Genomic DNA, 13283 nt, shown 5'->3' with positions numbered 1-13283 from the left:
GGTATTAACAGTTGTTTCTAAATTAGCTTTGCACTAAACGGCGATGACGATGAATGCTCATCAATATGCCGGCACCAAATCCCAGGGTCACAAGAGCGGTACCGCCATAACTAATAAATGGCAGTGGCACTCCAACTACCGGCAATAGACCGCTCACCATGCCGATATTCACAAATGCATAGGTGAAGAAAATCAAAGTCACGGCGGCGCCTAACAAGCGCGTAAATAAATTTGGTGCGCTTGCAGAGATGGCGAGCCCTCTTTTAATTAAGGCAAAGAAGAGTGCCAGTAAAACCAAGTTACCTAACAGACCAAATTCCTCAGAGAAAACCGCAAATACAAAGTCAGTATGTTTTTCTGGAATGAATTCTAAGTGCGCCTGAGTTCCTTGAAACCAACCCTTGCCGAAGAATCCGCCAGAACCAATCGCAATCATAGATTGAATGGTGTGAAAGCCTTTGCCTAATGGATCGCTAGTGGGATCCAATAAAGTGCAGATGCGATGCTTTTGATAATTGTGTACGAGTGGCCAAACCACATCATGTGCACAGATAATGCTGCCGAAAATAATAATTAACAGAATGCCAATAACGCCTAAAGCAACAAAAGGCAAAATCCATTTCCACGGTAGCCCTGCCAAAATAATGACGTAAAGACCGGCTGCAAAAACTAAAAGAGCAGTTCCCAGATCGGGCTGGCGTGCGATTAAAAACACTGGGATTGCCAAAATAATTCCAGCAACACCGTAGTCCCAAGATTTTTGAATGCCTTCACGTTTCTGAAAATACCAAGCAAGCATCAGGGGCATTGCAATTTTCATAATCTCAGATGGCTGAATCACAACCCCAATATTGAGCCAACGACGTGCACCTTTTTTAATTAAGCCAAATGCAGCTACTGCAATTAAAAGAGCAACGCCAAATCCATAAATCCAAACTGCGCCCATCTCTAGCCACTTAGGCGGTATACGTGACACGATCCACATGACTACAAAAGAGAGCGCGAGATTGCGCACCTCTTCTAAAATTTGCACGGGAGTATTTTGACTCGCCGATAAAAAAGTAAAAAAGCCGATAGCCGCTAAGCCAAGCAGAATAAGGCCGAGCTGGCGATCTAATCCGGAAAAAATACCAAAGAAAAATCCTTTAACTTTGATTAAGGGGCTCTTTTCCATTCAGGAATCTCCTTAGGCCACTTGCCCTCAATGTAATAGTCCAATGCCTTACGTGCGATTGGTGCTGCGTGTTGCGCTCCAAAGCCTGCATTCTCGACAACCATGGCAATCACAATGGTTGGCTTATCTACTGGAGCGAATGCAATATATAAAGCGTGGTCGCGCAAGAACTCTGCAGTAGCACTGTGCTTATATTCTTTTGAATTCAAACTAAAAACTTGTGCAGTTCCAGTTTTTCCGCCAACTTGATATCCGGTTCCTTTAAATGCAGCTGCAGAAGTGCCTGAAATATTCACTTCAAGCATCGCCTTCTTAATGACTTCAATATTTTCGGCATTGAGATCGATGCGATAACTTTCTTTAGGTGTTGTGAGTACTCTATTTCGCGTGAACGGATCTTCAATTGCTTTGACTAAGTGAGGCTTCATGACGATGCCGTTGTTTGCTACGTTAGCCATTGCATGGGCTAATTGCAAAATAGTGAAAGCGTTGTAGCCCTGACCAATGCCTAGAGAAATAGTTTCACCTTCATACCATTTTTGCTGCTCTGGCTTTTTAAAAGTGTTTTTCTTCCATTCGGTAGAAGGTAGGACACCTCTTGCCTCGCCTTGTAAATCAATGCCAGTGATTTGGCCAAAGCCAAGCGGCTTCATAAAGTCATGCATCATGTTCACGCCCATATCGCGTGCAAGCAAGTAGTAATAGGTGTCGCAAGATTCAACAATCGACTTTTGCATATCCACAATGCCATGGCCACCTTTTTTGTCATCACGGAATGTGTGATTACCAAAGTCAAAGTAACCAGGATCAGAAATTGTTTGTGATGGCGTGCGCTTTTTATTTTCTAAGGCAGCTAGTGCCATGAAAGGTTTATAAGTTGAACCTGGTGGGTAGATGCCTTTCAGCGGGCGGTTATAGAGTGGCTTTTGTGGTGAGTCGTTTAGCTCTTTCCACGTCACCGAATCAATGCCCTCAACAAAGTCATTTGGATTGAAGTTGGGTTTAGAAACAAATGCTAAGACATCGCCAGTCTCTGGCTCAATTGCCACGAACGCACCTCGGAAATTTCCATAAAGCTGCTCAACTAAATATTGCAGCTTGATATCAACCGAGAGAACCACATTCTTTCCTGGAACTGATGGCGAACTAGAAAGTGTGCGCACCGGTTTTCCGCCAGCAGTAATTTCGACTTGGTCGTATCCAGGCACTCCACGCAAAACAGTTTCGTAGCTTTGCTCTAAACCAATCTTTCCAACGTACTGAATGCCTGGCAAGAAAGATGCCTGCAAAGCGTCTGGATCATCAGCCTTGGCGCCCTCGATTTCGGCCTGCATGCGCTCCTTATCTTTCTGAGAAACGCGGCCAATATAGCCAATCAAATGGGAGGCTAATTCGTTATATGGGTACTCTCGGAAGCTGCGGGCGCGGATTTCTACCCCAGGAAAACGGTAGCGATTGGCCATAAAACGGGCTGTTTCGGTCTCGTTGAGCATCGAGCGGAGGGGAAAAGTGCCCATATTGCGAGAATCTTCTAGGGAGCGCTTGAAATTACGGCGATCCCTGGGGGAAATATCAATGATTTCAGAAAGTTCGTTGATTAATTGGTCTACGTTGCCTTTGACCTCCTCGGCATTCACATCCAGAGTGAGGGCAGAATAATTCCTGCCGATCACAATGCCATTGCGATCAATCAGAAGACCTCGGTTTGCTGGAGCGGGGACGAGCGCAATACGATTACTCTCTGCTAACAGCGCATATTTTCCATGGCTGACTAGTTGAAGCCATACAAGGCGAGTAACAAGTAATAAAAAACAAACGGTGACAAACAAGGTCGCAATGTGAATGCGCTCTTGAAATGAGTCTAGATCAGGTTTTTTAAAAGAAACCATCTTAATTCTTAGAGTGGTCGATTGTGATCAACATCTATAGGGCGACGCTGTGGCGCAAGGAGGATGCGCGTTGCTAATGGCCAGAGCATCGCCTCAATCAGTGCTTGAATAGCGCCTGTGAGAGCCCACCAATATAGTTCGCCGCTTAGCAACCAATGTGCCAGCACGGGAAAGAGTGATACCAATAAGAAAATCGGCAGCAGATGTAATGCTTGTGACAGCACCGTGAGAGCCACAATACGTCTGTGCCATGAGATGGCGACATAAGCAACAAGCGAGTAACTAAAGGCATGCAAGCCTAGGAGATCGGAGTTATGAACATCCATCATGAGACCAAGAATGAACGCGGTGATCACGCTCACATATCGATGTTGATGAATATTCCAAAACACAATACAGAGAATCAACCAATCGGGTACCCAGCCATAGTTACCAATCGGCAATAGATTTAATAGCAGCGCACAAAATAAGCTGAAGTAAATAAAGACCGGATTTACCGGGCGCAGAATATAGCCGCTTTGGAAATCAATCATTGCATTCCCCGCGCACGAGTTTGACGTCTACCGGGGGTGTTTGTTAGCGGCGCACCGGTTGCTGATTTGTTATTCAGCGTCGGAGCTTTAGCATCAAACTGCGGATCATATAAAAGCGCCAATGCTTGACGATAGCGATTTACTGCTGCAACTGGTACGCAAAATACATTTGAGGAATTCTTATCGACATTGCGTTCAATTTTGCTAATGACGGCTACTGCAAAACCGGGAGGGTAAATGCCATCAATTCCAGAGGTTAGCAAAATATCCCCGACCTCAAGATCGCTTGCTACTGGTAGGTAGCGAAGCTCTAGCGGGTTACCGCGCCCTGCACCAAAGACGGCTGCACGAAGTCCGTTACGCGCCACCTGCACCGGAACGGCAAAATCACGGTCTTCCAGCAGAGAAACCTCGGCAGAGCGCTCATACAGGCGAACTACTTGACCCAAAATACCGGAATCATTGGCAATCGGGTTGCCTAGCTTAAGGCCGTCGTTACTCCCGCGATTAATCACAATGCGCTGTGAAATAGGGTTCGGTGGATTAAATAGAATTTCTACTGGAAGTGTTTTAAATGGCACCTGTTTTTGCAAAGCCATCAGCTCACGCAAGTTTTGGTTTTCCACCATCAAAAATTCTGATTGATTTGCCAGCAGAGAAAGTTCCGCTTGACGCACTTTCATCACTTGGTTTTCTTGATCCAGAGTTGATCTAGTGGTGAAATATTCTGATGTTGCTTCAAGTACATTGCGCGGCATCATCATGACGTATTCAAGCGGACGCAAAATCCAATTGACGTTGTTGCGGATGGGATCGAGTGCTTTGAAACGAAAATCGATCAGCATCAGAGCGATGCTGATCGACAGACAGACAATCAGTTTAAGTAAGGCCGGAATGCCCTGTCTGAAAAGTGGTGGAGCGCTATGTTGCAATTCCCTGGTCGACGTGTATGTCGCTTACTCGTGCGAGAACACTCCGCCTAACTTATCCATGCGCTCAAGTGCGATACCGCAACCACGAGCCACGCAAGTTAAAGGATCTTCTGCAACATGAATTGGCAGGCCAGTTTCTTCAAGCAAGAGGCGATCAAGGTCGCGCAATAAGGCGCCGCCGCCAGTTAGCATCATGCCGCGTTCAGCGATATCGGATGCCAACTCAGGTGGAATCTGCTCGAGAGCCGCTTTTACTGCGGTCACAATTTGATTCAACGGATCGGTTAATGCTTCCAAGATTTCATTGCTGGTAACTGTAAAGCTACGTGGAATACCTTCTGAAAGATTGCGACCTTTTACTTCCATCTCGCGCACTTCGGCGCCGGGGAAAGCGGAGCCAATGGTTTTCTTGATCAACTCAGCAGTTTGTTCGCCGATCAACATGCCGTAGTTACGACGGATGTAATTGGTAATTGCTTCGTCAAACTTATCGCCACCAACACGAACGGAGCCTTTGTAAACCATGCCGCCCAATGACATCACGCCAACTTCGGTTGTACCGCCACCGATGTCGACAACCATCGAACCAGCAGCTTCAGAAACTGGCAAGCCAGAACCAATTGCAGCAGCCATCGGCTCTTCAATTAAAAATACTTGTGATGCGCCAGCGCCTAATGCAGATTCACGAATCGCACGACGTTCAACTTGAGTAGATCCACAAGGAACGCAAATGATGATGCGTGGGCTTGGCTTTAATAATTTGCTCTCGTGCACAAGCTTGATAAATTGCTTGAGCATTTGTTCGGTAATGGTGAAGTCGGCGATAACGCCGTCTTTCATTGGGCGAATTGCCTCAATATTCCCTGGAACACGTCCCAACATCGCTTTTGCCTCTTTGCCGACGGCCAAAATGGTCTTTTTGCCGTTTGGACCACCTTCTTGGCGAATTGCCACAACAGAAGGTTCATCGAGGACAATACCCCGCTCACGCATATAAATTAAGGTGTTGGCGGTTCCTAGGTCGATGGCTAGGTCATTGGAAAAGTAGCTGCGGAAAAAACCAAACATGATGTAGTGGGAAAATAGAAAGTGTTAATGAAAATATATAGGAATGATACTCTAGCGCCCCATGAAACTTGATGATGTCCAGCGCATTGCGCACCTTTCTAGGCTTGAGTTAAATCAGGCAGAAGCTGAGGCAGTTTTGCCTCAATTGCAGGCCATTTTTTCCTTGGTGGAGGAAATGCAGGCCGTTGATACAAGCGGGCTTGAGCCTTTGGCTCATCCCATTCTCTTTTTGCGTGATTTGGCCCAGCCTATGCGTGCTGACCAAGTGACCGAGTCTGACCATCGCGCCGAAAACATGCAGTCAGCCCCTGCGCAGCAGGATGGCTACTTCCTTGTACCAAGGGTGATCGAATGAGTTGGCACAACACTCCTATAGCCTTAATGGCAAAAGCGCTAGCCGCTAAAAAGGTTTCTAGCACCGAGCTCACTCAGTACTTTTTGAACCGTATTGAAGCTGGAAAGCAGTGGAATGCCTATCTTGATGTGAATGCTCACTTAAGCTTAGAGCAAGCTAATAAAGCAGATCAGTTAATTTCATCTGGGAAAGCGGGCAAGTTAACCGGCATCCCCATTGCACATAAAGATGTCTTTGTAACGCGTGGCTGGAAGTCGACTGCAGCCTCCAAAATCCTGGAGGGATACCAGAGCCCATTCGACGCCACGGTAGTGGCGAATCTGGGTATCCCAGATGAAAACAATCCCCATGGCGCTGGCATGGTTTGTCTGGGCAAGACAAATATGGATGAGTTCGCTATGGGCTCTTCTAATGAAAACTCTGCTTACGGCCCGGTTTTAAATCCATGGAATGCCGCGCACGTTGCCGGCGGTTCTTCAGGCGGCTCTGCAGCAGCAGTTGCTGCTGGGTTAGCGCCGATTGCTACTGGTACCGATACAGGCGGCTCAATTCGCCAGCCAGCTGCATTTTGTGGCTTAACTGGAATTAAGCCCAGCTATGGGCGTGTTTCTCGTTACGGCATGATTGCCTACGCATCTTCACTCGATCAAGCGGGCCCGATGGGCAAGACCGCAGAAGATTGCGCTTTGCTGCTTTCAGCAATGTCTTCGCATGATCCACGTGACTCCACTTCTTTAGCGGACTCCGGAGAAGATTACGGCCGTTACCTCAACCAAAACTGGAAAGATGGAAACAACAATTCAGCAAAACCACTAGATGGTTTGCGTGTTGGTTTACCAAAAGAATTTTTTGCTGAAGGTTTAGCAAGCGATGTTGCCAAGTCCGTTAATGAAGCCTCCAAGCTTTTAGAAAACTTAGGAGCCACATTAATTGAAGTAAGTTTGCCCAAAACCAAATTATCTATCCCCGTTTATTACGTTTTAGCACCTGCAGAAGCATCGAGTAATTTGAGTCGCTTTGATGGTGTTCGTTACGGATATCGCGCAAATGAATATCGTGATCTTGGTGATATGTATGCCAAGTCTCGCACCGAGGGTTTTGGCTCGGAAGTAAAGCGCCGCATCATGATTGGAACCTATGTCCTTTGTCATGGTTACTATGATGCTTACTATCTGCAGGCACAAAAGATTCGTCGCATTATTGCGGCAGATTTTCAGGCGGCTTTTAATCAATGTGATGTCATCTTGGGGCCCGTAGCCCCTGATGTAGCCTGGCGCTTAGGTGAAAAGTCAAAAGACCCTGTGCAAATGTATTTAGAAGATATTTATACGCTATCAACAAACTTGGCAGGCCTGCCGGCAATGAGTGTGCCATGCGGATTTAATGCCAATAATTTACCTATTGGCATGCAGCTCATCGGCAATTATTTTTCTGAAGCACGCCTCTTGCAGGTAGCTCATCAATATCAGCAGGCCAGTGATTGGCATTTGCGTCAAGCAAGCGAGGTGGCATGATGCAATGGGAAGTCGTTATTGGTCTAGAGACCCACGCACAATTACAAACACAGTCGAAGATTTTTAGTGGTGCAAGCACGCGCTTTGGTGCGGAGCCAAACACGCAAGCATGTGCGGTGGACCTTGCGCTGCCTGGTGTATTGCCAGTGCTCAATCGCCAAGCAGTAGAGCATGCGATTTGTTTTGGGCTAGCAGTGAATGCAAAGATTTCACCGGCAAGCATCTTTGCACGTAAGAACTATTTCTATCCTGATTTACCTAAGGGCTATCAAATTAGCCAAATGGAAATTCCAGTTGTAGTTGGAGGAAAAGTTGAAATCCTGGTTGGCGATGAGGTGAAGGTAGTTGAGCTCACTCGCGCCCACATGGAAGAAGACGCAGGTAAATCAGTCCACGAAGAAGGTTTTACTGGCCCCCATGAAGAGCCTTCTAGTGGCATCGATTTAAATCGCGCAGGAACACCTTTGCTGGAAATCGTGACTGAGCCCGTAATGCGCAGTGCCGCAGAGGCGGTTGCCTATGCCAAAGCACTACATGGCCTGGTGGTTTGGCTGGGTGTTTGTGACGGCAATATGCAAGAAGGTTCATTCCGTTGCGATGCAAACGTATCTGTTCGCCCTATGGGGCAAGCAGAGTTTGGTACCCGTTGCGAAATTAAGAATCTGAACTCTTTCCGTTTCTTGGAAGAGGCAATTCAATACGAGGTGCGTCGTCAAATTGAGTTAATTGAAGATGGCGGTACCGTCGTTCAAGAAACCCGTTTATATGATCCCGATCGCGGTGAAACACGTAGCATGCGTAGCAAAGAAGATGCGAATGACTATCGCTACTTCCCGGACCCTGACTTATTGCCTGTAGTCATTGATGATGCATGGATTGAAGCTGTGCGTAGCAAGATGCCTGCACTCCCTGCGCAGTTGCGTGATCAGTGGCAAAGCGAATTTGGTTTAAGCGCCTACGATGCGCAGTTGCTCACGCAAGATCGTGATACTGCAAAAGTATTTGAAGACCTATTGGCAATCGTTGGTAAGCCATTAGCAAAAGCAGCGGCTAATTTAATTGCTGGCGAACTTGCATCGTCATTAAATCGTGCTGGTATTGCTGCGGCAGATGCGCCATTAAAGGCGGAACATTTAGCGCCATTACTGACTCGCGTCGCGGATGGCACTATCTCCAACAAAATTGCTAAAGACATTTTTGCGATTCTTTGGGAAGAGGCTCTTGCAGGCAAGACCATTAGCACTGTAGATCAAGTGATTGATGCCAAGGGTTTGAAGCAAATTAGTGATAGCGGTGCAATTGAGGCCATCATTGATCAAGTTTTGGCGGCGAATCAGAAATCGGTTGAAGAGTTCCGTTCTGGCAAAGAGAAAGCATTTAATGCTTTGGTGGGCCAGATCATGAAAGCCTCTCAAGGCAAAGCCAATCCTGGTCAGGTAAATGAACTCTTGCGTAAAAAGCTGGGTTAACAAAAGAACATTTTTAGAAAGCAATTGATGAGCGCAATAGATCCGAAACAAGCCGAGCAAGAAGAGTTAGTTGCTGAGTGGTTGCGTGTAACCCCAGGCTTTTTTGAGCGCTATGCTGATCTCTTCAATGAGATTCGTATTAAGCATCCCCATGAAGATCGTGCTATCTCTTTGCAAGAGCGTCAGATGACGGTGTTGCGTACACAAAATCAAGAACTCAATCGTCGCTTAAGTGAGATGCTGCACTTTGGTAGTCGTAACGATAAAACGCAGCAAAGTTTAGTTGCTTGGCTTTTGCGTTTAATGAAAGCAAACAATAAAGCCGATGTAGAGTCTGCGATTACTTCTGGCTTGGCCGAAGTCTTTGAAGTGGAGTCTGCGCAATTGCTGTCACCGAATTCTGCATTTAGTCCTTGGGTTGACACTCCCTTGTGTGGTTCTGCAAAAGAGTTGGCTGCTGCCAGCGTAGATCTTTTAGCAAGTCAAACCACTATTGATCCTGAGTGGCAAAGCATGGTTGCTATTGGCTTGCCGCTGGGCAAAAGTATTGGCGCCAATCAATCGCCAGCAGTGTTGTTGCTAGCAAGTAAAGACGAATCCCGCTTTACTGCAGACATGGGCGCGTTTTATTTGCGTCAGATCGCTGAACTCACTGCCGCAGCTTTGGATCGCATCCAAGCTTATGAAATTAAAGGCGACTGACCTTCACCCCCTCATGCAAGAGTATTTGCATGAGTTGCATGTCTTGCGCCAACTCTCGCCGCATACGCTCAAAGCGTATGGCATGGACCTGAGTGATTTACAAAACTTTGCCCTTGAAGACGCCATTGAACTTTTAAAGGTAAGCAATGGGCATGTGCGTCGTTGGGCTGGCCGTTTGCATTCAAAAGGTAAATCTTCGAGAAGTATTGCGAGAGCACTTTCTGCATGGCGTGGTTGGTATGACTGGCTCAGCGAAAAAGATGCGCGACGTGATGCACGCGCAGGTAAGGTAACAAGCGCACTGGTTGCAAACCCCGTAGATGATGTCAAGGCGCCTAAGCGCTTGAAGTCTTTGCCTAAAGCTTTATCTGTTGAGCAGGCGCTTGCTTTGGTAAATCAAGCAGTCAAAGAGGCGGAAGAGAAAAAGGATTTAGAGTCGATTCGGGATGCGGCAATTATTGATCTGCTCTATTCCTCGGGCTTGCGTCTTTCAGAGCTTTTGGGTATTGATGTGATGCAAAGTAAAGATCGCCAACATGAGTCTGCAGGTTGGTTGGATTGGGATGCTGCGGAGGTAACGGTTTTGGGCAAGGGCGGTAAACGACGCTCCGTTCCTGTTGGTGTGCCCGCTATGAAATCTCTTATGGCATGGCGAGAGCTGCGCGATGCCGGAAGCTACACCGAAGAGTCAATCGCACTATTTTTATCTGCCACAGGTAAGCGTTTATCGCCACGCACAGTGCAGGCACGCTTACGCACCTTAGCCATGCGCGCTGGTTTACCAACGCATGTGCACCCCCATATGATGAGACATAGCTTTGCAAGTCATGTGTTGCAGTCATCACAAGATTTGCGCGCCGTCCAGGAGATGTTGGGGCACGCCAGCATCGCTAGCACCCAGATTTATACCTCCCTTGACTTTCAGCACCTTGCCCAGGCCTACGATAAAGCGCATCCACGCGCAAAGGCTGGCAAAGACTGAGGAACTCGGTAAGATAGAAGGTTTCCCGCTTTGGGAAACTTTAGCCTCTAGATTTTGATTGGATCATCCATGGCATTAATTCCGGTAACCATTTTGACGGGCTTCTTAGGAAGCGGCAAAACCACATTGCTTAAACACATTCTGACTGAAGAGCATGGCAAAAAAATTGCCGTGATTGAGAATGAGTTCGGCGAAGAAAATATTGATAACGATATTTTGGTGCAAGACAACCAAGAGAATATTGTGCAAATGAGTAATGGCTGTATTTGCTGCACCATTCGTGGCGACCTCGTTGAAGCGCTAAATGAGCTTTGGGAGCAGCGCAAGGATAAGAAGATTAGCTTTGATCGCGTTGTGATTGAAACCACGGGCGTTGCTAATCCCGGTCCTGTAGCCCAGACTTTCTTTATGGATGATGATGTTGCTGATCACTATGTCTTAGATGCTGTGGTTACCCTGGTTGACGCTAAGCACGGTCAGCTGCAGCTCAATGAACATGAAGAAGCCCAGCGCCAGGTTGGCTTTGCCGATCAAATCTTTATTACCAAGACGGATTTAGTTACTCCTGCAGAAGTAGATGCTTTGCGCAATCGTCTGATGCATATGAACCCAAGAGCGCCGATTTCTGGCATTTCTAAGGGTGTGGTGCCACTGAATGCGGTTTTGGACCTTAAGGGCTTTAATCTGAACGCCAAGCTGGATATCGATCCGCACTTCTTGGAGCAAGATGACCATGATCACGAACATTGTGGCCATGACCATAGTCACGATCATGATCACAGCACCTGTGGCCACGATCACAGCCACGATCATCACCATGGACATGCTGGTCATACAGACCGCATTCAATCCTTTGTTTTTCGTAGTGATAAACCCTTTGATCACAAAAAGCTGGAAGATTTCCTTGGAGGCATTTTGGAGGTCTTTGGCGAAAAGATGCTGCGCTACAAAGGCGTGCTTTATGTGAAGGGAAGTGCCCGAAAAGTGGTGTTTCAGGGGGTTCATCAGATGATGGGCAGCGATTTGGCTGGTCCCTGGGGTGCTGAACCCAAGCAAACCCGGATGGTGTTTATTGGCATCGACTTGCCTAAAGACACCCTACTGGCTGGGCTAGAAGGCTGTTTGGCCTAGAAGATTCGGGTACAATCCGCCGCCACGGTCAATATTATGAATATTGAGAAATATTGATTCGAGGGTAATAAAAGTTTGGCAGAATGAGGCAATAATGCTTCAAACCAAGGAAGAATGAGATGACGGTAAAAACAGCAACAAAACCAGCAGCTGCTGCAAAAGCCAGCAGCAAGGCTGCGAGCACAAAAGCTCCAAAAGGCGCGCCCTTAACGGAAGCTGAATTGCTCAAGATGTCCGAGAAGGACTACATGAGTGCTGCCCAGTTAGATTTTTTCCGTCAAAAATTACTCACCCTCAAAGATGACATTCTGAAGAATGCATCCGAGACAACAGAACATTTGCGTGAAAATATTTTGGTTCCAGATCCTGCGGATCGTGCCACGATTGAAGAAGAGCATGCCTTGGAGTTACGTACACGTGACCGTGAGCGTAAGTTGCTCAAAAAAGTAGAGCAAGCACTGGCGCGTATTGAATCTGGTGATTACGGTTGGTGTGAAGAAACTGGTGAGCCAATCGGCCTGAACCGTTTAATTGCAAGGCCTACAGCCAATTTATCTCTTGAGGCTCAAGAGCGTCGTGAACTCCGTCAAAAACTATTTGGCGAATAAATTTTAAGTAGCAATGACTAAGCATTTACCAACTATTAGTGATATCTCTCCTTTATTAAAGGCGGAGATTTTGGCTGAGGCTTTGCCTTACATCCGCTCGTATCACGGCAAAACTATCGTGATCAAGTACGGCGGAAACGCTATGGTTGAAGAGCGCCTCAAAGAAAGTTTTGCACGCGACGTTATTTTGTTGAAACTCGTTGGCATGAATCCAGTGGTGGTTCATGGCGGCGGACCGCAAATTGATGAAGCTCTCAAAAAGATTGGTAAGACTGGCACCTTTATTCAAGGTATGCGCGTTACCGATGAAGAGACCATGGAAGTAGTTGAATGGGTTCTCGGCGGCGAAGTGCAACAAGACATTGTGATGTTGATTAACCACTTTGGCGGCCAGGCAGTAGGCTTGACCGGTAAAGACGGTGGACTTATCCGCGCCAAGAAGATGTTGGTTGCCGATGAAAAGATTGCTGGCGGAACTATTGATTTGGGATTTGTTGGCGAAATCGAGGCCATTAATCCTGCAGTTGTAAAAGCTTTGCAGGACGACGCCTTCATTCCGGTGATCTCCCCGATTGGATTTAGCGAAGAAGGTCAGGCTTACAACATCAATGCAGATTTGGTAGCTGGCAAGATGGCTGAAATTTTGCACGCAGAGAAGCTGGTCATGATGACCAATATTCCGGGCGTGATGGATAAAAACGGCACTCTTTTAACCGACCTTACTGCACGTGAGATCGATGGCTTGTTTGCTGACGGCACGATTTCTGGCGGTATGTTGCCTAAGATTTCTTCTGCATTAGACGCAGCAAAGAGCGGCGTTAATTCAGTGCACATTATTGATGGCCGTATTGAACACTCTTTATTGCTAGAGATTCTGACCGAGCAAGCATTCGGTACGATGATCCGCTCCAGATAAGTAGATAAGC

Annotated in this window: 13 protein-coding genes; 8 read left to right on the top strand and 5 right to left on the bottom strand. The window is 47.0% G+C overall.

Annotated features, from left to right (window positions below; translation table 11 throughout):
- Positions 1-22: 22 nt before the first annotated feature.
- The 5 genes from rodA to ICN23_RS04020 are packed head-to-tail and all read right to left on the bottom strand — an operon-like array spanning position 23 to position 5596.
- Positions 23-1174: a rod shape-determining protein RodA gene (gene rodA / locus ICN23_RS04040; protein ID WP_216231021.1), complete on the bottom strand. Its 1152-nt coding sequence runs from the start codon at positions 1172-1174 to the stop codon at positions 23-25.
- Complete coding sequence (mrdA, locus tag ICN23_RS04035) at positions 1156-3063, bottom strand: penicillin-binding protein 2 (protein WP_216231020.1); 1908 nt, start codon at positions 3061-3063, stop codon at positions 1156-1158. The genes rodA and mrdA overlap by 19 nt, the downstream gene beginning before the upstream one ends.
- Positions 3064-3071: 8 nt before the next feature.
- On the bottom strand, positions 3072-3596 hold the full coding sequence (gene mreD, locus ICN23_RS04030; protein ID WP_215391803.1) for a rod shape-determining protein MreD: 525 nt from the start codon (positions 3594-3596) through the stop codon (positions 3072-3074).
- On the bottom strand, positions 3593-4528 hold the full coding sequence (gene mreC, locus ICN23_RS04025; protein ID WP_216231019.1) for a rod shape-determining protein MreC: 936 nt from the start codon (positions 4526-4528) through the stop codon (positions 3593-3595). The genes mreD and mreC overlap by 4 nt, the downstream gene beginning before the upstream one ends.
- Before the next feature lie 24 nt (positions 4529-4552).
- Positions 4553-5596 carry a rod shape-determining protein gene (locus ICN23_RS04020; protein ID WP_068319852.1) on the bottom strand — a complete coding sequence of 348 codons (1044 nt, stop codon included), beginning with the start codon at positions 5594-5596 and terminating at the stop codon, positions 4553-4555.
- Positions 5597-5657: 61 nt separating this feature from the next.
- On the opposite strand from ICN23_RS04020, the gene gatC reads away from it, so the two are divergent.
- From gatC to argB, 8 genes are all read left to right on the top strand, one after another.
- Complete coding sequence (gene gatC / locus ICN23_RS04015; RefSeq protein ID WP_216231018.1) at positions 5658-5951, top strand: Asp-tRNA(Asn)/Glu-tRNA(Gln) amidotransferase subunit GatC; 294 nt, start codon at positions 5658-5660, stop codon at positions 5949-5951.
- A complete protein-coding gene (gatA, locus tag ICN23_RS04010) occupies positions 5948-7465 on the top strand; it encodes an Asp-tRNA(Asn)/Glu-tRNA(Gln) amidotransferase subunit GatA (RefSeq protein ID WP_216231017.1) in 1518 nt (505 codons plus the stop codon). Before gatC ends, gatA begins: the two co-directional genes overlap by 4 nt.
- On the top strand, positions 7465-8934 hold the full coding sequence (gene gatB / locus ICN23_RS04005; protein ID WP_216231900.1) for an Asp-tRNA(Asn)/Glu-tRNA(Gln) amidotransferase subunit GatB: 1470 nt from the start codon (positions 7465-7467) through the stop codon (positions 8932-8934). Before gatA ends, gatB begins: the two co-directional genes overlap by 1 nt.
- A 27-nt stretch (positions 8935-8961) precedes the next feature.
- Positions 8962-9636 carry a DUF484 family protein gene (locus ICN23_RS04000; protein ID WP_216231016.1) on the top strand — a complete coding sequence of 225 codons (675 nt, stop codon included), beginning with the start codon at positions 8962-8964 and terminating at the stop codon, positions 9634-9636.
- Complete coding sequence (locus ICN23_RS03995) at positions 9617-10618, top strand: tyrosine recombinase XerC (protein WP_216231015.1); 1002 nt, start codon at positions 9617-9619, stop codon at positions 10616-10618. Before ICN23_RS04000 ends, ICN23_RS03995 begins: the two co-directional genes overlap by 20 nt.
- Before the next feature lie 69 nt (positions 10619-10687).
- Positions 10688-11749 (top strand): GTP-binding protein, encoded by a 1062-nt coding sequence (locus ICN23_RS03990; RefSeq protein ID WP_216231014.1) that lies wholly within the window; start codon positions 10688-10690, stop codon positions 11747-11749.
- Between the two features lie 119 nt (positions 11750-11868).
- Positions 11869-12357 (top strand): RNA polymerase-binding protein DksA, encoded by a 489-nt coding sequence (dksA, locus tag ICN23_RS03985; RefSeq protein ID WP_216231013.1) that lies wholly within the window; start codon positions 11869-11871, stop codon positions 12355-12357.
- Positions 12358-12370: 13 nt separating this feature from the next.
- The gene (gene argB / locus ICN23_RS03980; RefSeq protein WP_215348098.1) at positions 12371-13273 is read left to right on the top strand and encodes an acetylglutamate kinase; all 903 of its coding nucleotides are present in this window, start codon (positions 12371-12373) and stop codon (positions 13271-13273) included.
- Positions 13274-13283 lie beyond the last annotated feature (10 nt).

Source organism: Polynucleobacter sp. MWH-Jannik1A5 (genome assembly GCF_018881795.1).
In the GTDB taxonomy this organism is placed as follows: domain Bacteria; phylum Pseudomonadota; class Gammaproteobacteria; order Burkholderiales; family Burkholderiaceae; genus Polynucleobacter.
The sequence above is the reverse complement of the archived record's forward strand: the minus strand, read 5'-3'. Positions and strand labels throughout refer to the sequence as shown.